The sequence below is a fragment of the Sphingomonas sp. Root720 genome, assembly GCF_001428605.1.
Taxonomy (GTDB): domain Bacteria; phylum Pseudomonadota; class Alphaproteobacteria; order Sphingomonadales; family Sphingomonadaceae; genus Rhizorhabdus.
This window is the reverse complement of the sequence record NZ_LMID01000014.1, coordinates 79,296-99,613: the sequence shown is the minus strand read 5'-3', so window position 1 is coordinate 99,613 and position 20,318 is coordinate 79,296. Positions and strand designations below refer to the sequence as shown.

The window sequence follows — 20,318 nt, the reverse complement described above, 5'->3', positions numbered from 1 at the left end:
CAGCCAGTCTCATTCGGACAATCGATGCACGGAATCATCAAGCCCCACCCCAGCCAGGACGCCGTCAAGGAGCACTGGTCGGACACTTTGCGCGGCTGGGCCTATCGCAACAAATGGTTCGTGCTGGTGGTGCTTGTGCCCACCCTGCTCGTCGCGGCCTATTATTATGTGTTCGCATCCGACCAATATCAGTCGGAGGCGCATTTCATCGTCCGGACCGCGGACAGCTCGCCGATGCCATCGGCGGGCTTCAGCCAGTTGCTCGGCCTGGGCGGCGGCGCGTCGCAGTCGCGCAGCGAGGCGATGAGCGTCAACGACTATCTCGATTCGCAGCAGGCCGTCATCGCCCTCAACCGGCGGGTGAACCTGGTCGAACGCTTCCGCCGTCCGGAAGCCGACATCGCCACCCGCCTGTGGCACGAGCAGCCCACCCCAGAAATGCTGATGCGCTATTACCGCAAGCAGGTGAACGTGCGCTTCAACCAGGAAACCGGCATCACGACGCTGCGCGTCCGCGCGTTCCGGCCGGCCGATTCCTATGCGATCATCAACCAGCTGCTCGCGATGGGCGAGGAGCGGGTCAACATCCTCAACCGGCGCAGCCAGGGCGACGCGCTCAAGAATGCGCGCCGCCAGCTCGCCGAGGCGGAGCAGGCGCTGCTCGGCGTCCAGAGCCAGCTGACCGCCTTCCGCCAGCAGCGCGGCGACCTCGATCCCGAAGGATCGGGCAGGGCGCAGCTCGGCCTCGTCACGAGCCTGCAGGGCCAGCTGACCAATGCCCGGGCGCAGCTCAACGCGATGCGCGGGATCATCGCCCCGAGCAGCCCGCAATATGTCGCCACCGCCGCGCGCGTCCGCGCGCTGGAGGCGCAGGTCGCGGGCCAGACCGGCAAGCTCACCAGCGGCGGCGGCGCGATCGCGGCCCGGCTGGGCAATTATCAGGATCTCCAGATCCGGCAGGAGTTCGCCGGAAAGCGCTACGAAGTCGCTGCCGCCAACCTCGAAAAAGCGCGCGACGCGGCGATGAAGCAGCAGCTGTACATCGTCCGCGTGGTCGACCCGAACCTGCCGGTGAAGTCCGAATTCCCCGAACGCGGCAAGATGCTGCTGACGGTGTTCCTGTCGCTGATGATCGCCTATGGCATTGGCTGGCTGCTGGCCGCCGGCGTGCGCGAGCACTCGCTGTAAGTAAGGAAAATTCGGGAATAGGCGGACGCCGTCCTGCGTATATGCGTGGGACGGTGCACCAGAGCGACAACAGGGGAGTATGGGTTTGGAGCTGACGATCCTCCAGACTTCGGATGCGTTCAAATATAGTCGCATGCTGCGGGCCACGTCGCGCACCGCGATCGAATATTGCCGCCGCCACGGCTTCGCCTACGAAAGCTTCGTCGGCATCAAGCGCGGCTTCCACGGTGCGCATGCCACGTTCAACCGGATGTTCATGCTGACCGAGCTGATCGACCGCGGCTATCGGGGCTGGGTGCTCTATATGGACGCCGACGCCTATATCTACGATCTGGATTTCGATCTTCGCGCCTACCTCGCCGACAAGCAGGGGCATTCGGCGATCATGACGACCATTCCGGGCGAGACGGTAGCTTGGCACATCAACGCAGGCGTCCTGTTCTTCAATCTCGCCCATTCGTCCACGGCCGCTCTCATCCGGGAATGGAAGCGGCGTTTCATGGCCATTCCCGAGGAAAGGCTCCGCACGCTCACCTCCGTCTGGGATTACGACAATGACCAGACGATGCTCTACCAGTCGCTCGACCAGAATGTGGCGCTGCGCGAACCCGTGCTGTTCGAGGATCCTATGATCTTCAATCATCACGAGGCGCGCTTCATCCGGCAATTTCTGCACTCGCTGGACAACGATATCGAGCGGAGGACCGACACGATTGCCACGGCGGTCGCGGAAATCCTCGGCCATGACCGCGGCGGGACGTCGACCAGCAGCGTCGAGGAACGCGTGGTTGCCGCCCTCTATCACCTCATCCTGAAACGGGGTCCCGATAGCGGCAGCACCGGCTATTCCCATCTCATTGCCGCGAAAGGACTGGAAGATGGCATTCCGGAAGTCGTCGGCCTGCTGCTCGGCAGCCCTGAATATCGGACGAGGATCGGCGCGGAGCTTGCTCGCGGCGACGTTGAAGCTGCTGGGAGCCAGAAGGGCTGACATGATCGGCCGGGACGATGTGATCGACGGTTACCGCGCGATATTGGGCCGGGAGCCGGAAAATGATCTGGTGATCGACCACCATCGGCATTTCGAGACCCGAGCCGATCTTTTCGCGGCATTGATCCGGTCGACCGAGTTCAAGGACGGCTTTCGGACGCGCTTTACCTCCGAAAAGTCGATCACCCTCGACATGCTGGACGAGGTCGCTCTCGATTTCCAGAGGGGGGACCATGACCGTTGGCGGGGCTATTCGCTGAGTCTGCCCGATTGGTTCGACCCGTCGCTCGATCCCTGGGGAACGGCCTATCGCGACCAGATGCTGAAGTTGTGGGAAGCCATCACCGACCGGTCGGGGTATCAGCCCGTCAGCAACGAGGACACGCCCGAGATCGCCGATCTGGACGCGATCTTCCGGCCCGCCTTCTACGCTTCGGGCGATACGCAGTTCGCGGGCGGCCAGCTCATGGCGATGGGCCACATCCTCATGCGCAGCGGCATCGCCGCTGGTCAACGCGTGCTCGAATATGGGGCCGGCTTCGGCCTGACCGCACTGTCCTTCAGCAGGCTTGGCGCGAAAGTCGATACTGTCGATATCAATCCTGCCTTCTGCCAGGCGGTGCAGACGGCATCGGAGCGCTATCAGGTGGACCTGACGCCGCATGTCGGTGAGTTCGGGTTCAATCCAGCCGGCGCTCCCAATGCCTATGACCTGATCTTCTTCTACGAGAGCTTCCACCACGCCCTGGACTTCGCGCAATTGGTTCCGCGTCTCCGGGACCTCCTGACTCCGACCGGCAAGGTCCTCCTCGCCGGGGAGCCCATCTTCGACTCGCTCTGCCCCGACCTACCCTATCTATGGGGCTTCCGGCTCGATTGGGAGAATGTCGCCGTAATGCGAATCCGCGGCTGGCTCGAGCTGGGTTTCCAGAAAGGTTTCCTGCTCGGCGAATTCGACAGGGCGGGTTTCGAAGGCATCGAGCATCGCGACCCCAATTCCCACTGGGCGCAGGTCTACGAGTTCCGGCAGCGCGACTGATCGCTCCTCCGCGGCTTTTCCGAAATCGCGGCTTCTATAGGACGCGCTGTGCCGCGATGACGTGACTCAATCCGGGTTCGCCGGCGACGCCATTCTCACGAATTTCGAGGGGACGACAGCCCATCTCCTCGATGATCTCGAAGATCAGCTTCTGGGGCAGCGCGTTCATCTCCATCGAGGGTTGCTCGTTCGCCAGATAATGTGCGGCAGTGAAGGATTGGCCCTGCATGAAGGTCGGCATCTGGACGATCGCTACCCCGCCCGGAGCAAGAGCCCGCAAGAGCTTGCGATACAGGCTGGCCATCACCGGCGGGGGATTATGCTGCAGCACGATCAGGCTGATCACCAGATCGAAATCGCGATAGCGGTCGAGGTCGTCCGGCGCGGCGATGCTTTCGAAGGATATATTGGCCGTGGCGGTCTGCTGCGCCCTTTCGATCGCCAGCCGCAAATGCGGCGGAGAGATGTCGACCCCCACGACCTGGTCGGCATGGGCCGCAAGCGCCAAGGTCAGCCGCCCCACGCCGCAACCGAAATCGAGCGCCTTTCCAAGCCTCACGGGCAGGCCGGCCCGCCGCAAGAAATGGAGATGAAGGTCGATGTCGTTGCGGCCGCTGCTGTAGAAGGCGTCGATATGGGCGGCCAGGTTCTCCTGACGAAAGGCATCGCTGGTGAGGACCGACCAGTGCGGTTCGGTTTCCCCGAACAGTTTCCACGCCTGCCCGATCCGGTCGAACATCGCCTGCAACTGCTCGTCGGAGCAGGTAATGTCGATATCCGTCCGATCGATATCGAAGAAGCGGCCGACATGCGGCAGGCCGTGGCGGCCATCCATCTGGCGGTTGAACTCTGCGCTGCCGAGAAACGCCTGGCGAAGCTGATCCCGGTTGGGCGCAGTCATCTGGAGCGCGATCACAGCTTCGCTTTCGGGCTCGCGGCCCAGCAACATCCGATAGGCCCAGACAACTTCTTCGCGGGAAACGCTCATATTCCGTCCGATCGTCCGTGCAGATTGAAACAGGAGGAATCAGGCATGGGGCGTGCCGTCAAGCCTGTCGTTGCGCCAGACCTGCTCCCCGTCGACCCAGAGCGCGCGAGTGCCGTCCATCAGCGGCTTCAACTCGCAAACCACCTCGGACTCGCAGACCCAGCCATTGGCGTGGAACAGGTCGAACAGGTGCCCCTCGATCGCCCGTGAGTGCGTACCCACGACCACCCTTCGCGCCTTGGCGTTGAGCACCTCGATACCCGCGCGGAGCACCTCCTCCTCATGGCCCTGGATGTCGATATGCAGCAGATCGACCCGCTTCTTGTCGGCCATCAGCGTCGCCAACGAGATGCAGGGGATCTCCTCCAGCTCTCCATGTTGAGCGGCGGTCATGCGATCGACGCCCATCTTGTCCTCCCCGAAAGAGGCGAAGGCGCCATAATCCTCCTCGGCGGCGTTGAGCTTCGGAAAGGAAGCGATGCCGTCCTGCGCGCCCGCAACGGCATGGTGGAGACGATATTTGGCCGGGTCGAGCCCGTTGGTGCGGAAATTGTCGAGCATGAAGGCGTGATGGTCGGCTGAACCCTCCACGCCGATCAGGTCGATGTTCCGATCCTTGATGCCGCGTGCCAACGCAGCTTGCCGGGACGCGATCAGCCAGGGGCCCCATCCCGCGCCGAGCTCGATCGCGGTGAAGCTCTTGCCCGCCTCCAATACGCTGCGCAGCGTGCCGATCCATTCCGAGGTGCCATGCAGGCTGTATTCCTGCGTACGCGGGACGCTGCGGAACACGTAGCCCGCCCGACCATGCCAGCCTGCGCCGAGGTAGCTCACCTTGGTGATCGCGCCGAGCATATCGCGAAACGCCCCGTCGATCGGCTCCGACGCCGGAAATGGTGCGAACGCGTTGACGATGGCGAAGTCGATCATCGCGGTGGAGCCGGGCGATCCCACCTCGAATTCACGCGTGCTGAGCAGCCGCAGGCGCAGATCGTTGACCGTGTCGTTCCTGACGAGATGACGCTTCAGCTCCTCGGCGCTGGGCTCCCGGCGGAGCAGCAGGCGAAAGGCCCACGACACCCCCTCCTTCCAGTCGACCGGACGGTGCGGCTCGAAAACCTCTCCGGCGCGATCGAGCAAGGTTTCCCACTCGCCGGTCTTACGGAGAGCTCGGCGCAGGGCTTGGGGGTCGGTGTAGGCGCCGAGCCGGGCGGCCAGTTCCGCGTCGCTCGGTTCACGGTTCAGGATAAGGCGATAGGCCCAAATCACGCCTTCGCGGATATTCATACGCTGCTCCTGCTGTACCGTCCTGCTAGTGCATTGACGAACCGGACGATGGCAAGCCTTTGCCAGGGCCGGATTATCCGAACTGGTCCGATTTCGACCCGTTTCCGCATCCCCCCGACGCGGCGGCGTCGATCAGATTCGCAGATAATGTTCCTCCACATAGCCCGCCCGGAGCCAGTGACGGTGGCGGGAAGCCAGGCGGTAGCTGCCGGCTTCGCGGACCAGGTCCGGCACCGGGGTCTGGCCGGGGACCGCCGCTTCCTGGTTGATGCTCAGGACATGGCGGACGCCGATGCCGGCCGCGTCGCGCAGATGGGCGATCGCCGTACCGCGCTCGATCCCGGGCAGCGTGTCGGTATTGAAGAGGATGTCGATCGAACCCGGCGGCTGCGTGGCGAAGGCGGCGTTCGGCAGCACCGCGAGTGCCCGGTCGGGCTCGCCCGCCAACGAGACCTCCCGTCCCGCGCCCGCGAGCATATGCGCCTGGATCGCGCCCATCGTCGGCGCGTCGAACAGCCGGTATCGGGTCAGGCCGAGGCGCAGCGCGTAGAAGGCGGTCAGCCCTGCCCCGCCCCCGATCTCGGCGATGCACGCCTCGGCGCCGAGGCCGGTCGCGTCCGCCAGCTGGCGAAGCCGCCAGGCCGCGTGGATCGCGTCCAGCATCCGCATGTGAAGGATGATCCCCCGCCCGACGGAGATACCGAGATGGCCGCCGATCTGCGCGGGCGGGCCAAGGTCGACCCCCAGCGCGGCCTCGATGCCGCCGAACAGTTCGGCCGGATCGGTCAGTGTGTTCTCGCCCCAGCGACCGTTCTCCGGATTTTCGAGCGGCAACACGCCGACCGCCTCGGCCAGCGAGACGAGCTTGTCATAGGTCCAGCGCGCCAGCCGGTCGGCGAAGCGGCGGTCGCGGGCGCGTTCATGCTGGCGCGCGCCGCCGAGGAAACCCTGCGCGACCCGTGCGCGGCCAAGCACCGCCAGCTCGTCCGCGACGGCGGCGGCATCGCCCGCGCCAAGTCGCTCGACGAAGGCGCGCTGATAGCCGGGCAGCGCGTCCCCATCCCCGGCCCCGCCCGCGATCGACCAGGCCTTCGCGATCCTGGCCGCAAGGTCCGGCAAAGGCGCGGGCACCGGCGCCTCGACGAGCGAAGGCACGCGGCCGTCGGGATGGGCGAAGCGCGCCGCCCAGCGCCGGTCGCCCTCCGTCGCGCGCGGTGCCTGACCGGCGCCGGCGCCGCGCAACACCCCGGATACCGCCTCCGCCAGTTCATCCAGCCTGGCCTCGAAGGTCGGCGCCATGGTGCGCAATTGCTGGCGGACGAAGCTGGCATGCGGTCCGTTGAGGAAGCTCATCGGTTCGACCAGCACGGCGTCCGCGATCGCCTGGTCCTGCCGCAATATGCCGTGCAGCAGATCCTGGTCGTTGCCGACGTCCATCCACTCCACGGCACCTCGCAGCGTCTCGTCGCCGTGCGCGGCGAAGCCGGCGCTCCAGCGCTCGACCAGCTTGCGGCCGAGCGGATGGCCGAGGTTGATCAGCGCGACCCCGGCATTGACGTCCCAATGCTCGCCCGTGACCCCGGAAGTCGCGAAGATGGCGGCGCGGTCCTGCCTGTCGGCCAGATAGGCGGCGAGGTCGAAGTCGAGATCCTGGATATAGGCGTCGGCGTCGAGATAGATCGCCCAGCCCGCAAAGCCGCGTGCGACCAGTTCCGCCAGCATCGGAATGCGGTTGAAGGTCGCCTGCCACGGATGGAAGCCGCGCTTGATCCCGAGGAAGCTTTCATAGCCGAAGCCGTGCCGCCGGCAATATTCGCGGACGCCGGTCGCGGTGATCGCCAGCATCGGGGCATAGCGGTCGGCATCGGCGGTCTGGAGGAACAGCACCCCGCCCTCGTCGCGCCCCTCGCGCGCCCGCGCCCGTGCCCGCGCATCGAGGCGCAGGACCGCGCAGAACTCGTTCCGGTCGCGCGCCGTGTCGTAGACGCCGGCCAGTTCGAGGCCGGTCAGCCCCAGGCCCGCCAGGGTCTCGATGATCGTGCGGAAGCTGTCGGGCGTGAAATACCAGGCATGGACGTCGATATAGCGGCCCGGGTTGAAGTCATGGTCGCGGATCGCCTTCTCGACCCGCGCGGCGCGGTCGGCCGGGACGGCGGGGCCGTGGTCGCCGGCCCAGTGGCGGCGCGAATCATTGTGGGTGGTCAGCGCGACATGCTCGATCACGCTTGCCAGGCTGTGGCGGCGCCGCTGCTCGCGGTGCGCCTCGATCACGTCGGCGATCGTGCTCTCGGCGATATAATGGTCGAAGCAGTAGCGCTTGTCGGGGACGATCAGGCAGAACAGGCCGCCGGGCGCCAATATCCGCTCGATCTGCTGGAGATGGTGGACGAGGTCGGGCTGGTGCTCGATCGCATGGCTGCTGATCACGGCATCGAAGCGCCGGCGGACCTGATCGAGGCCGCCGACATAATCGATATGAGCCGGACAGCCGGCGGGGTCGATTCGGATCTCCACCGCGCGGGCGCGCAACTGATCGGCGTCGAGCACGTCGAGATAGGCGATGGCGGGACCGCGCAGCAGCGGGCTGCAGAACGGCCCGATCTCGAGCACCGAACGCCCGTCGTCGATCAGCCCGATCAGATTCTCGCGCAGCGCCAGCGGCGAGGCGACCCGCCCTTCGGCCCGGCCGGTCGCCGTATAATGATCGGCGGCCGCATCGGCGGCGATCGCCAGGTCGGGATTAGCAGAGAGATAATGGGCCGCGTCGAACGACGGCGGCAGATCGGCGCCCGGAACGGCCGGATCGTCGGCGAGGGGCTTGTGCGTAGCCATGGACAGCGGTTAGCGGCTCGGCCGGCCAGAGCCTAGGCTTTTATGGGCCGATCGCTTTCGCGCAGCGATACCGGGCCTTCAGCGATACCAGGCGTCCGGATCGTCGATCGGCATCATCTCGAAGCTGTCGCGGCGCAGGCCCGGATGCCAGGAGGGATCGTCGTTCAGCCAGCGGCTCCAGCGCTGGTGGAAGGCGGCATATTGGTCGCCGCCGGCCGGCATGTCGCCGCGCGACGCGCGTTCGGCGTGGACCATCTCCGCCTCTGGGGTGCAGACGATCCGGTAGCCCAGCGCGCGGAGCCGCAGGCAGAGGTCGATGTCGTTATATTCGAGCGTGAACTGCTCGTCGAACCCGCCGACCTCCTCCATCAGCGAGCGTCGCGTCGCGAACAGCGCGCCCGTCACCGCAGACCATTCGCGCTGGACCAGCGCCCAGTCCTGATAAGTGCCGCCGCCCGCTGCGCGGCAGGCCCAGACATGGGCGATCGCGCCGAACAGCGGGCCGATGCCGGCATGCTGGAGCCGGCCGTCCTCATAGAGCAGCCGTCCGCCGGCCCCGCCGACGCCCTCGTCCATGGTGAAGCCGATCAGCGCCCCGAGCCAGCCCGGTTCGGCGGGCAGCAGATCGTCGTTCATCATGACGATCTGCTCGCTCTCGGCCGCCCGCCAGAGGAGGTTCATCTTCGCGGCATAGTTGAACGGCTCGTCGTCGCCGCGCGGCGTCTCGATCCGGCGCAGGGCGAAGGGCCATTCGCGCTTCGCCCAGGCCGGCTCGCCCGCGACGTCGTCGCCGACGATCACCGTCAGCCGGTCCATCGGCCAGTCGGTCGCAGCCAGCGCCTTGAGCAGCCGTTCGACATAGGCGGTGCGGCCGCCGGGCAGTTTGCTGCGGCGGGTCGGCACCAGCAGCGACACCGGCGGATGATCGCGGCCGAATATCCGGTCCTGCGCCAGCGTGCCGGGCGCCCGGCCGGAACGGAAACGGTGGTGGGCGAAGCGCGGCTGGGCCGCGAGCATCGCCTGCCGGACCGCCGGATCGGCCTGCGGCCGCGGGCCGGGATGGACGAGCAGCACCTTCGCGATACGCCCGATCGCGATACCGGCATGATGCGCGCGCAGCAGCAGGTCGTCGAGCAGTGCGGTGCCCGTCTCGGCGCGCAGGCCGAGCTCGGCGAGCACCGACGCGCGGACGATCAGCGGCGCGCCGATATAGTCCTGCGCGGCCAGCAGGGTGAGGTCGAAGGCGGGTTTCAGGCGCAGCTGGTCGATCCCCCGCACCTCGCCTGCCGCGAAATCGTCGCCATGGAAGATGCCGACGTCTGGCCGGGCATCGGCCGCCTCGCGCCAGTCGCGCTCGAACATCGGCGCGAGGATGGCGCCGCGCGGCGCGAGGACGATCCAGCTGTCGCGGTCGGCCGGCAGTTCCTCGGACAAGGGCGTGTCGAGCACATTGTCCGGCGCCAGCGCCACCACGTGCAGCGCCGGACCGAAGATGGCACGCTCGACCGGCATGCCGGCCAGGAGATTGGCCTCGATGTGGACCCCGCCGGCGTCGGCCGGCGTCTCGCGAAGCGCCGCGAAGCTGGCCGAGATCCTGTCCGCGACGGCATCGTAGGACAGCAGCCCGGCGATCCGGTCACGCGCGGCCGCGCCCTTGCCCTTGCCCTTGCCCTTGCCCTTGCCCTTGCCCTTGCCCCCGTCCGCGCCCGCCCCTTCGGCCTCGATCGCGTCCGCGGCCCGGGCGAGGGTGGCGGCGAGCGCCGGCTCGTCGATCCGCGCCCAGTCGCCGCCCTCGGCATAATGGCCGAAATCCTGTTCGAGCCGCCAGGGATGCGCCTTCACCGGCCAGCCGACCGAGGCGTCGAGAAAGTCGCGGCTGCCGCCGAAATCGGTCGCGACGACCGGCTTCCCCGCCGCCATCGCCTCGGCGATGGTCAGGCCGAAGCCCTCCGAGCAGTGCGGCGAGGCGTAGAGGTCGGCGAGCGCCATCAGTTCGGCGAGCTCCTCGGCGGCCATCGCCCGGTCGACCAGCACGACGCCCTCGGTCCCTTCGGCGAGCGCCCGGAACCCCGCGCCTTCCTCGGGGCGGTCGTGGAGATGCTTGGTCTTCAGGACCAGCGACCAGCCGCGCGCGGCGAGCCCGGAGGCCGAGAAGGCGCGCACCAGCGCGGCCGGATTCTTGCGGACGAGATAGCTCGACCCGTCGAATATGTAGAGGATCGTCCGCTGGTCGGCGGGAAGTCCGAGCCGGGCCAGCGCCTCGCCCCGCGCGATGGCCGGCGCCTCCGCGACCGGCACCGCATGCGGCACGACGTCGACCGCCGGGCCGCCCTGCGCCGCGAACAGGTCGGCGCAGTAGCGACTCGGCGCCCATATCCGGTCGACGCCACCGAAATTGCGGCGCCAGGCGGGCGGAATATGGCCCATCTCCCAGACCCAATAGCCGATGCGCCGATGCGCCCGGGCGATCGCACTTCGCTGATCGTCGGTCAGCAGGTGCCAGCTGTCGGGATTGAGGTGGACGATCGCGACGTCGGCCACGCCCTCGAAATCGACGATGTCGACGGGGGGGACGAGCGGCTTATGGATGTGGAAGGGCCGCTTGACCGGATGGAGGTTGAGCAGCACGCCGGTGCGGCGGATCGCGGCGATGATCCCGCGGCTGGCCTGGCCGAGGCCGTTGTCATAGTTCCACGGCCCGAAGAAGGCGACCTTGAGCGGCTGATCGGCCCGCAGCCCCTGCGGCAGGCGGCGCGCCAGCAGGCGACCGCCATCGTCGATCGGCCCCTCCTCCCCCGCGGCCGCGATCGTCGCCTCGGCCAGGGCGACGTCGAAGCCCGCGTCAGCGAGCACGTCGCGCCAGCCCTCGATGTCGATGGCTTCGAACTGGCCGCGCAGCAGCAGCAGCTTGACGAAGGGCATGCCCTGCTCGACCAGCCTGCGCCATCCGAACAGGGTCGGATTGATCGCGGTCTCGCTGGGGAAGAGGATCTCCACCGAGCGGCCGGCCTCCTCGGCGATCTCGGCCAACCGGACCTCATAGGCGCGGATGACATGGTCCTTGCGGGTCAGCAGCCGGACATCGTCCATGAAACCGTGGAAGGAGCGCGACGCGAGCAGGCCGGGCCTGATCGCCAGGAAATAGCTCTGGACATGCCAGCGCCACTCATGGCTCTCGGTCAGCCCGACCAGGTCGGCGCCGCTGCGGCGGACCCGATCGACGATCGCGCCGATCCGGGCGCCGTCCTTTGCGGGCAGCACGCTGTCGTTGACGAGATAGAGGGTCGAGGCGCCGAACAGCCGGGGATGGAGCTTCAGCGCATGCGCCCAGGCCGCGAAGTCGTAGCCGGCATTGCGGCGGACCATCGCCGCATCGACCAGGTCGAGCAGCTCCGCCGGCAGATCGACGGGGCGATCGACCGTGGCGATCAGGAAGACGGCCAGGCCGGACTCCTTGAGCGCGCGAACATAGGGCAGGACATTGGGCTTGATCTTGCCCGAGCGCGAATGGGTGACGAACAGCGCCACCTCCCCACCGGCGGGGAGGGTGAAAGGCTTGACGATCTCGACCGGCACCGACCATGCGACCGGATGGTCCGACGGGTGGCGCGACGGCGGGAACAGGAAGATCGGCCCGGGTTCGAGCACCGCGCCGTCGGGCATGCGTCGCGCGACGACCTCCACCCCCTCGCCATTCTCGCCGAGCTCGACGTCGAGCGTGGCGCGGAAGGCGAGGACGCCGTCCTCGTCGCGGCGGCTCGGCCGCGCCTGCCCGACCAGCCGCTCGCCGGCGCGGAACTGCACCCAGGCGTCTTCCCCGCCGTCGTCCGACAGGATTCCGGAGACCGACCGCTCGAACCAGCCGTCCAGCTGCCCGGCGGAAACCGCCGGCGCAGCGCCGGGATCGGTCTCTTCGTCCTCCGGCTGCTCCGCCGACGTCAGTTCCGCCAGCGCCATCGCCGCCCGCTCATTGCCGTCCAGCGCCACGCTGCGGCGGTAGAAGTCGATGGCCGTCTCGATATCGCCGGTGCGGCGGGCAAGGTGGCCGCGGCACAGGGCAAGGTCGGCATCGTCGGGATTCAATCCATGCGCCGTGCCATAGGCCTGCTCGGCTCCCGCCGCGTCGCCGGCCTCGCCCAGCATGTGGCCGAGTTGCACCCATATCGCGAAATCGTCGGGCCGATAGCGAAGATAGCGGCGATATTCGGCGGCCGCCTGCCCCCATCGCCCGCCGTCGCGTGCGGCACTCGCCCTCCGGAACGCACGTCGGACCGCGCGCTTTCGCCAAAATCCCCCCGTCATGCGATGCCGGTTAACATGCGGAGCACGGCGGAGAAATAGCGACGGGCCATTCGGGGAAACTCATGGGGACCGCCGAGGCGCGGCCCAGGAAAAGAATGTCCTTTAGGAAGAACTACGCTTTTAGGGCAAGCCGTTAAGGCTGCAGCAAGCCCGCGATCGCAATTGACACCGCCGCACAGGCAGCTATGGGGCGCCCCGGGATGACAGGCATGCCGTGGGTGGAGCCGACCACGAACTGGCGGCGAATTTGGATGATCATCGAAAAGCACCGCACCGATCATCGACAGATCCAGAACCGTGCACGCGCCTGGCGTTTGATGCTGGGCTCGGCCTTGCTCCTCTGCGCGTCGCCCCCGGTGCACGCCGAAACGCTGATGGACGCGGTCGAGGCAGCCTATGCCCGCAACCCCACGCTCGTCGAGCAGCGCTATCGCCAGAAGAGCGTCAACGAGAACTATGTCCAGACGCGGGGACAATATGGGCCGACCCTGTCGCTCAACGCGACCGGCCTCTATGAATATAGCAAGCTGCGCAGCTTGGAGAGCGACAAGAATACGGGTGAGCTGTCGCTGAACCTGCGCCAGCAGGTCTATAGCGGCGGCCGCTTTCGCGGACAGCTGGCCGAGGCCAGGGCCAATGTGCAGGCAAGCGAGGAGACGCTGCGACGCGCCGAGGGCGAGGTGGTCCGCCAGGTCATCGCAGTCTATGCCGCGGTGCTGCGCGACCAGCAGCGGCTGGAAGTAGCGCGCGAGAATGTCGCCGCGCTCCGCGACCAGCTCATCGAACGCCGCGCCAAGCGCAAGGTCCGCGACGTGACGATCACCGACGTCGCCCAGGCCGATCTCCGCCTCGCATCGGGCGAGACCCAGTTGTCCGCCGCCGAAGCCCAGCTTCAGGTGAGCCGGGGCCAGTATCTGCAGATCGTCGGCCATTCGCCCGGCGAGTTGCAGCCGCTGCCCGAGCTTCCCGGTCTTCCCGCGACGATCGACGAAGCCTTCGCCATCGCGACCGAGGAAAACGCGCAGCTGTCCTCGGCGCGCTTCAACGAGGAAGCGTCGCGCGCCAGGATCGCCGCTGAGCGCGGCAATCAACGCCCCAGCGCCGTCATAACGGCGCAGGCGGGCAAGGTCGGCCAGCTGTCGCCGTTCGACCGCCGCGACTATAGCACCGCCGTGACGGCTCAGCTGACCGTAACCCAGCCGCTTTACCAGTCCGGTATCATCCGGTCGCGGATCCGGCAGGCGCAGAATCTGAACGATGCCGATCAGGCGGTCGTGGACGGCGAGCGGCGCCAGGCGTTGCAGGACGTCGTTTCGGCGTGGAGCACATTGGCCTCGAGCCGGGTCGGCGTGGTCACCGGTGCCCGCCAGGTGGAAGCGGCGCAGATCGCCTTCACCGGCATGCAGCGCGAGGAACGCTTCGGGCTGCGCAGCACGATCGAAGTCCTCAATGCGGAGCAGGAACTGGCGTCGTCCCAGCTGGGCCTGCTCTCAAATCGCTATCAGGAATATGTCGCGCGGGCCTCGCTGCTGCTCGCTATGGGCCGGCTCGACGCGCGGACCGTCAACTCCGCCATCCCCGCCAAGGACCCCGACGCCGAGTTCAAGAAGGTGCGCTGGCGCGGCATGTTGCCGGTCGAACCGCCGCTGATGCTGCTCGATCACATCGGCTCGGCCAGCCCGACCTCCCCTCGCAAGCCCGACCTGCGTGGCCAGGGCCAGCCGAAGCCGAACGGTGGCATGACCATGCCGGCCACGCCCGATCGGCGCTTTACGTCCGAACCTCTGCAGCCGATCCGCGAGAGCAAGCTGGTACCGTCCGACCAGCTTCCGGATACGGTGCGGGACTATGAAACCGCGCCGGGCAGCGACGCGCCGCGATGAAAAGCCTTCGCCGCAGCTTTTGCGGCATGATAGTAGCCGCACGGCCAGCCCATGACCGGTCGGCGCCTCGTTCAGGATTGTGTCTGCTCCGATGACTGCTAGCAAACGCGACGAAAAGCCGAACCTGCTGCGGGACGCGCTGGCGATGGGGAAGCAGTCCTTCCTGTTCGCCTCGCTGTTCAGCCTGGCGAGCAACCTGCTTTATCTGGCGTTGCCGATCTACACCAATCAGATCTACAGCCGGGTGTTGTCCAGCCATAGCGGCGCCACGCTCATCGTCCTGACGATCGGCGCCGTGTTCGTCTTCCTCATCTCGGGCATACTCGATCATTTCCGTACGCAGGTGTTGATCAATTTCGGGGTCGCCTTCGACCGCCGGCTGGCCAGCAACACCTTCGCGGCGCTGTTCGAACTTGTCGTTCGCCGTCGCGGCGGGGCCCAGGCCCAGGCGCTGCGCGACCTGGACGCGGTGCGCAGCATGGTTTCAGGCGGCGGGATCGGCATATTGTTCGATCTGCCGTGGATTCCCCTCTTCATGGGAATCCTGTTCCTGATCGATCCCTGGATCGGTTTCGTCACGCTTCTCGGCGGCGGCGTCTTGCTGCTCCTGGCCGTGCTGCAGGATCGCGCCACGCACGGCGCCCTCAAGAAGCAGAGCGAAGCGTCCATCCGCAGCTATTCGTTCACCGACGCGGCGCTGCGCAACGCGGAGGTCGTCCGGGCCCTCGGCATGCTGCCGACGCTGGGATCGGCATGGGCGCATTTCCGGCAGACCGCGCTGAACATGAGCATCGTCGCCGGCGAACAGGGCAGCATCTACACCGTTGCGATCCGGTTCGTGCGGATGCTCATCCAGATCGTGATCATCGCGCTGGGCGCCTGGCTGATCATTCAGGGCGACATCGCCAGCGGACTGCTGTTCGCCAATATGATCCTGTCCGCTCGCGCGCTCGCCCCCATCGAACGGATCGTCGGGGCGTGGAAGGGGTTGTTCGACGGCATGCAGGCCTATCGCCGGCTCGACGACGTTCTCGAGCAATATGAGCCGCCGGTGCCCGCCACGCAGCTCCCGACCCCCACGGGCCGCTTCACGTTCGAAGGCGTCAGCTTCGCGCCGATGGGATCGACGCTAGTGCTGGTCAACGTCAGCTTCGCGATCCAGCCTGGCGAGATGATCGGGATCATCGGCCCGTCGGGTGCGGGCAAGTCCACCCTGCTGCGGCTCATGGTCGGTATCTGGAAGCCGACGACGGGCACTGTCCGGCTCGACGGCGCGGACGTCTACAGCTGGGAACGCTCCGATTTCGGCCGGCATGTCGCCTATCAGCCGCAGGATACCGAGTTGTTCGCCGGCACCGTGCGCGCCAATATCTGCCGCTTCGCCATCAACGCCGACGATGCGGCGATCGTCGCGGCGGCGCAGGCGGCCGGTGCCCATGAACTGATCCTGCGCCTCCCCAAGGGATATGAAACCGAATTGGGCGACAGCGGCGCGATCCTGTCCGCCGGACAGCGGCAGCGTGTGGGGCTGGCCCGGACCCTTTACGGCAATCCGGCGGTGGTCGTTCTCGACGAACCCAATGCCAATCTCGACGGCGAAGGCGAAGCCGCGCTCATCCAGGCGCTCGCCGGCGTGAAGGCGCGCGGGGGCACGGTGGTGATGGTGTCGCACAAGCCCAGCCTGTTCGCCAACGCCGACAAGCTGATGGTGATGCGCGACGGCCATCTCGCGCAATATGGCCCGCGCGAGGATGTGTTGCGGGCCGTCCAGGCCAGCAATAAGCGACCGGCGCTGGCGGAGGTGAAATCGTGAATCTCCTCCCCGATTTCCGGCGCCTTCTCGGCCGGCCCGAAGGAACCGAAGATAGCGATGACGATACCGCGGCCTATGCCGTCGGCATTCCCATCGACGACGAGACGATGCGTCAGCGCGTGCGCCGGCCGATCGTCGCGGGCAGCATACTCGTGGGCGTGCTTGCGGTCGGCTTGCTGCTGTGGGCCTTTCTGTCGATATCGGGGGCCGTTCTTGCGCCCGGCGTCGTGCGCGTGGAGAATAACAGCAAGGATATCAAACGGCTGGAAGGCGGCATTGTCCGGGACATCTTCGTCCGCGAGGGCCAGCGCGTGGCCAAGGGGCAATTGCTGATCCGGTTCGACAGCACGCAGAACCGCGCCGTCGTCGACGTCTATCAGAGCAATGTCGACAGCGCGTACGCCAATATCGCCCGCTTCGAGGCGGAAGCCGCCAACGCCGCCGACATCAGCTTCCCGCCGTCATTGACCAGTCGAGCCTCCGATCCCCGCATCGCGACGCTCCTCGCGACCCAGCGCGCGCTGTTCCAGACACGGACGCTTCTCTATCGCAGCCAGGCGCAGGTATTGCGTTCGCAAGCCGACCAGTTGGCGACCCAGATCGGCGGCATGCGCATTCAGGCCGATGCGATCAACGACCAGGGGAAACTGGTGCAGCAGGAGCTCGAAGGCGTGCGCGAATTGAGCCGCCAGGGCTATGCCCCCAACAGCCGCCTGCTCGCGCTCGAGCGCAACGCGGTCGCGGTCAAGGGCCAACGCGGATCGATCACCTCGGACATGGCGCGCGCGCGCCAGTCGATCGGCGAGATCCAGCTGCAGATCGCCCAGCTTCAGGACCGGCATCAGACCGAGGTCGCCGACGGTATCCGCGCCGCGCAGGAACAGCTTGCCGAGAACGAGCCCAAATTGCGGGCGGTGCTCGAGCAGCTCAACCAGACCGAGATCCGCTCTCCGGTGGACGGCTATGTGTTCAACCTGAGCCAGTTCACCGAAGGCGGGGTCGCCACGCAGGGGCAATTGCTGATGCAGATCGTCCCGGCCAACGCCAGGATGGTCGTTTCGGCGGAGATTTCGCCGAAGGATATCGCGGACGTCCGCCCCGGGATGCTCGCGCGCGTCACGCTGACCGCCTACACGACGCGGACGACGCCGCCGATCGAAGGCCATGTCACGCTCGTATCGGCCGATGCGCGGGTGAACGAGAAGACCGGCGCGTCGCATTTCATAGCCGAGGTGACGATCACCCCAGCCGAGCTGGCCGCCGCGGGTCCCGAGGTCAAGCTGACCCCCGGTATGCAGGCGAGCGTCGCGATCGCGACGGGATCCCGGTCCATCCTCACCTATCTGGTGCAGCCCTTCACGGTCGCGATGCACGACGCCATGCGCGAGAAATGACGGAGACGCGCAAGGTCGATTTCCTGATTGCCGGGGTCCAGAAAGGCGGCACCAGCGCCCTGTTCGAATATCTGCGCGCTCTGCCGGGCATCCAGATGCCCGCGGTGAAGGAGGCGCATTTCTTCGACGAGGAAGCCGCCATAGACTGGTCCGATCCGGACTATTCGACCTATCATGAGCTATTCGAAGCGGACGACCGCCTGCGCGGCGAGGCGACCCCGATCTACAGCTACTGGCCGAACGCCCTGGAACGCATCGCCCGCTATAATCCGGCGATGCGGATCATCCTCCTGCTGCGCGATCCCGTCGAGCGGGCCTGGTCGCACTGGAAGATGGAATATGCCAAGCGGAAGGAAGACCGGCCCTTCGCCTGGTGCATCCGCGACGGACGCGAACGGGTCGCCGTGGGCGATCCCACGGCTCCGGGCCATCATCGCGTCTTCAGCTATGTCGAGCGCGGCTTCTACGGGGCGCAGGCGGAACGCCTCTTCGCGCTCTTCCCCCGTGAGCAGTGCCTGCTGCTACACTCCGAGCAGTTGCAGCAAGAACCACAGGCGCAGATAGACGCGATTTGCGAGTTCCTGGGCGCGAAGCCGCCCGGATTCATACCGCGCCGCACCGTCCATCCGGCAAGGGCGATCGATTATCCCTCTCGGCTGGAAGCCACCGATCGGGCCTTGCTCGCGGAGCTCTATCGCAAGGATATCGCCCGATTCGAAGCCGTCTCCGGGCTGGCGGTCGACGCATGGACCCGAAACTGGTCCTAAAGCAGCGAACAGCGGCGGTGCGGATGGCTGCGATTGCTGGCGAAGCCGCTTCCATCGGTCGAGATTTACTCAATCTATTGAACGCCCCATTGAAAAACAGCGGAAATCGGCTTCGTTCCCGCATCATTTTCGATATTATTGTTGCGTTTGAAATGGCCCGGGCCGACTCGATGGCGCTAACGTGCGGATAAGATAGTGCAATCGGCCATGTTGCGGTGCGCTTTTGTCTGTTGCGCGGTTGAGAAAGCTTGGCTAAGCAACGTACTGGGCTTGCTCGTCGAACCATGCCGTGGGGGATCGGTTCGCGAGCGGCAAGTGGTGTCTCCCGCTCGTGAAAACGGGGAGGTGGCACGCTGCTTGCCCGGGTAAGGTTCAAACTGGAGGTTCTAATGGCAGGTTTTATTTTCGAAGAGGGTACTCAGGCCCAGGCAACTGCGCTCGCTGCGGGCGACACGCTGGTCTTCTCGACGCTTGCGCCGACCGACATCACGGTCACGCTGAATGAAGCAAGCGGCCTTCAGGTCGCTACCGTCACGCTGGCAGGCGGCGGGCAGACGCTCACCTTCGCTGCGGACACCCTGGCGGACGCGAGCACGCTGTTCGTTGCCACCGGCGGTCAGATCATCATCGGCAGCGATGTCGCGGACACGCTCTCTTCCACGACCGATGGCGGCAACTCGGTCATTGCCTTTGCCGGCGACGACAAGATCACCGTGGCCGGTGACGGCGATCACCTCGTCCATGGCGATGATGGCGACGACAGCATCAGCATCACTGGTGGTGCGGGCAACTTTGTCATTTTCGGCGACGACGGCGATGACACCGTCAGCAACGTTGGCAGCACGGGCGCTCTCTACATCAGCGGCGGCCTCGGCGGCGACACCCTCGCTGGCGGCAGCGGCAACGACCATATCTATGGTAACGTCGTGGCACCGAGCGGCACCGTCGATGACGGCGCTGACGTCATCACCGCTGGCGCAGGCAACGACTATGTCAACGGCAATGCCGGCGACGACACCATCGACGGCGGCGCCGGCAACGACCGTCTCCTCGGCGGCGCGGGCGACGACAGCATCGTTGGCGGCACTGGCCTCGGCAACGACTCGATCAACGGCAACAAGGGCGAAGACATCATCGACGGCGGCGCCGGCAATGACAGCCTTCGCGGTGGCGCCGACGACGACACCGTCTCGGGCGGTATCGGCAACGACATCGTCCAGGGCGACAAGGGTGACGACGTGATCAGCGGCGGCACCGGCGCCGACGTTCTGAGCGGCGGCGAGGGTGAAGATGTCTTCGTCTTCGAGGCAGGCGATGCTGCTGAAATCACGATCGGTACTGGCAAATATTACGACGTCATCACCGACTTCAGCGTCGAAGACGACCTGATCGACCTCGGCTCGGCTCCGAGCGATGTCCTGCATGTCGTCTCGGGCACCGTCACCAACACCTTTGCGGCGGCCAAGGCTGCGGCTCAGGCGCTCATCACCGCCGGTGACGATAGTGACATTGCCGCCGTTACCGTCGGCACCGACACCTACCTGTTCTACGACTCGGACACCCTCACCACCCCGGGTGTCATCGACTCGTACATCAAGCTCATCGGCATCAATGCCGCGGACATCACGGCCGACTCGTTCGTCGCAGTCGCCTAAGATATCCTTCGAGCGTACAAAGGGAGGGCCGGCGAAAGCCGGCCCTCTTTTTTGTGCCTGATCGAAGGCCGGGCCGGACATCTCGATCGTGACCGAGGCCTGGCGCAGCGACGACCTCGAGCAATGTCTGCGTGACCGAGTTCGAGGAGATCGTGCAGGTCGACAGCATAGACCCGACG

13 protein-coding genes are annotated in these 20,318 nt (G+C 66.4%); 9 read left to right on the top strand and 4 right to left on the bottom strand.

All coding sequences use genetic code 11. The features are described from left to right. The first annotated feature begins 24 nt into the window (after positions 1-24). The 3 genes from ASE22_RS21240 to ASE22_RS21230 all read left to right on the top strand — a co-directional run bounded on the left by ASE22_RS21240 (position 25) and on the right by ASE22_RS21230 (position 3,218). Entirely contained in the window at positions 25-1,188 is a 1,164-nt protein-coding gene (locus ASE22_RS21240; protein WP_056364356.1) for a lipopolysaccharide biosynthesis protein, read from the top strand. A gap of 79 nt (positions 1,189-1,267) precedes the next feature. Further along, the gene (locus tag ASE22_RS21235; RefSeq protein WP_235536386.1) at positions 1,268-2,179 is read left to right on the top strand and encodes a hypothetical protein; all 912 of its coding nucleotides are present in this window, start codon (positions 1,268-1,270) and stop codon (positions 2,177-2,179) included. A 1-nt stretch (position 2,180) separates the two neighbouring features. After that, positions 2,181-3,218 (top strand): class I SAM-dependent methyltransferase, encoded by a 1,038-nt coding sequence (locus tag ASE22_RS21230; protein ID WP_056364353.1) that lies wholly within the window; start codon positions 2,181-2,183, stop codon positions 3,216-3,218. 34 nt (positions 3,219-3,252) lie between these two features. Here ASE22_RS21230 and ASE22_RS21225 read toward each other — a convergent pair whose 3' ends face one another. The 4 genes from ASE22_RS21225 to ASE22_RS21210 form a co-directional block, all read right to left on the bottom strand. Further along, positions 3,253-4,206 (bottom strand): class I SAM-dependent methyltransferase, encoded by a 954-nt coding sequence (locus ASE22_RS21225; protein ID WP_056364351.1) that lies wholly within the window; start codon positions 4,204-4,206, stop codon positions 3,253-3,255. A 39-nt stretch (positions 4,207-4,245) separates the two neighbouring features. Continuing rightward, positions 4,246-5,493 (bottom strand): FkbM family methyltransferase, encoded by a 1,248-nt coding sequence (locus tag ASE22_RS21220; protein WP_056364350.1) that lies wholly within the window; start codon positions 5,491-5,493, stop codon positions 4,246-4,248. Positions 5,494-5,625: 132 nt separating this feature from the next. Further along, the gene (locus ASE22_RS21215; protein ID WP_056364349.1) at positions 5,626-8,325 is read right to left on the bottom strand and encodes a methyltransferase domain-containing protein; all 2,700 of its coding nucleotides are present in this window, start codon (positions 8,323-8,325) and stop codon (positions 5,626-5,628) included. Positions 8,326-8,403: 78 nt separating this feature from the next. After that, complete coding sequence (locus tag ASE22_RS21210) at positions 8,404-12,627, bottom strand: glycosyltransferase (protein WP_056364347.1); 4,224 nt, start codon at positions 12,625-12,627, stop codon at positions 8,404-8,406. 251 nt (positions 12,628-12,878) lie between these two features. On the opposite strand from ASE22_RS21210, the gene ASE22_RS21205 reads away from it, so the two are divergent. The 6 genes from ASE22_RS21205 to ASE22_RS21185 all read left to right on the top strand — a co-directional run bounded on the left by ASE22_RS21205 (position 12,879) and on the right by ASE22_RS21185 (position 20,139). Beyond that, complete coding sequence (locus ASE22_RS21205) at positions 12,879-14,510, top strand: TolC family outer membrane protein (RefSeq protein ID WP_056364345.1); 1,632 nt, start codon at positions 12,879-12,881, stop codon at positions 14,508-14,510. Between the two features lie 91 nt (positions 14,511-14,601). Further along, complete coding sequence (locus tag ASE22_RS21200) at positions 14,602-16,323, top strand: type I secretion system permease/ATPase (RefSeq protein WP_056364343.1); 1,722 nt, start codon at positions 14,602-14,604, stop codon at positions 16,321-16,323. After that, positions 16,320-17,717, top strand: a complete 1,398-nt coding sequence (locus ASE22_RS21195) for an HlyD family type I secretion periplasmic adaptor subunit (RefSeq protein WP_056364341.1) — start codon at positions 16,320-16,322, stop codon at positions 17,715-17,717. Before ASE22_RS21200 ends, ASE22_RS21195 begins: the two co-directional genes overlap by 4 nt. Continuing rightward, complete coding sequence (locus tag ASE22_RS21190) at positions 17,714-18,484, top strand: sulfotransferase domain-containing protein (RefSeq protein ID WP_056364339.1); 771 nt, start codon at positions 17,714-17,716, stop codon at positions 18,482-18,484. The genes ASE22_RS21195 and ASE22_RS21190 overlap by 4 nt, the downstream gene beginning before the upstream one ends. Further along, a complete protein-coding gene (locus ASE22_RS26950; protein WP_156397251.1) occupies positions 18,463-18,675 on the top strand; it encodes a hypothetical protein in 213 nt (70 codons plus the stop codon). Before ASE22_RS21190 ends, ASE22_RS26950 begins: the two co-directional genes overlap by 22 nt. A gap of 198 nt (positions 18,676-18,873) precedes the next feature. Further along, the gene (locus ASE22_RS21185; RefSeq protein ID WP_056364337.1) at positions 18,874-20,139 is read left to right on the top strand and encodes a calcium-binding protein; all 1,266 of its coding nucleotides are present in this window, start codon (positions 18,874-18,876) and stop codon (positions 20,137-20,139) included. Positions 20,140-20,318 lie beyond the last annotated feature (179 nt).

Excerpts from the sequence above, each read along its gene's own strand:
- ASE22_RS21205 (WP_056364345.1), top strand. The coding sequence starts at position 12,879 with ATGATCATCGAAAAGCACCGCACCGATCATCGACAGATCCAGAACCGT.
- ASE22_RS21200 (WP_056364343.1), top strand. The coding sequence starts at position 14,602 with ATGACTGCTAGCAAACGCGACGAAAAGCCGAACCTGCTGCGGGACGCG.
- ASE22_RS21240 (WP_056364356.1), top strand. The coding sequence starts at position 25 with ATGCACGGAATCATCAAGCCCCACCCCAGCCAGGACGCCGTCAAGGAG.
- ASE22_RS21230 (WP_056364353.1), top strand. The coding sequence starts at position 2,181 with ATGATCGGCCGGGACGATGTGATCGACGGTTACCGCGCGATATTGGGC.
- ASE22_RS21220 (WP_056364350.1), bottom strand. The coding sequence starts at position 5,493 with ATGAATATCCGCGAAGGCGTGATTTGGGCCTATCGCCTTATCCTGAAC.
- ASE22_RS21185 (WP_056364337.1), top strand. The coding sequence starts at position 18,874 with ATGGCAGGTTTTATTTTCGAAGAGGGTACTCAGGCCCAGGCAACTGCG.
- ASE22_RS21215 (WP_056364349.1), bottom strand. The coding sequence starts at position 8,325 with ATGGCTACGCACAAGCCCCTCGCCGACGATCCGGCCGTTCCGGGCGCC.
- ASE22_RS21235 (WP_235536386.1), top strand. The coding sequence starts at position 1,268 with ATGGGTTTGGAGCTGACGATCCTCCAGACTTCGGATGCGTTCAAATAT.
- ASE22_RS21225 (WP_056364351.1), bottom strand. The coding sequence starts at position 4,206 with ATGAGCGTTTCCCGCGAAGAAGTTGTCTGGGCCTATCGGATGTTGCTG.
- ASE22_RS21210 (WP_056364347.1), bottom strand. The coding sequence starts at position 12,627 with ATGACGGGGGGATTTTGGCGAAAGCGCGCGGTCCGACGTGCGTTCCGG.
- ASE22_RS26950 (WP_156397251.1), top strand. The coding sequence starts at position 18,463 with ATGGACCCGAAACTGGTCCTAAAGCAGCGAACAGCGGCGGTGCGGATG.
- ASE22_RS21190 (WP_056364339.1), top strand. The coding sequence starts at position 17,714 with ATGACGGAGACGCGCAAGGTCGATTTCCTGATTGCCGGGGTCCAGAAA.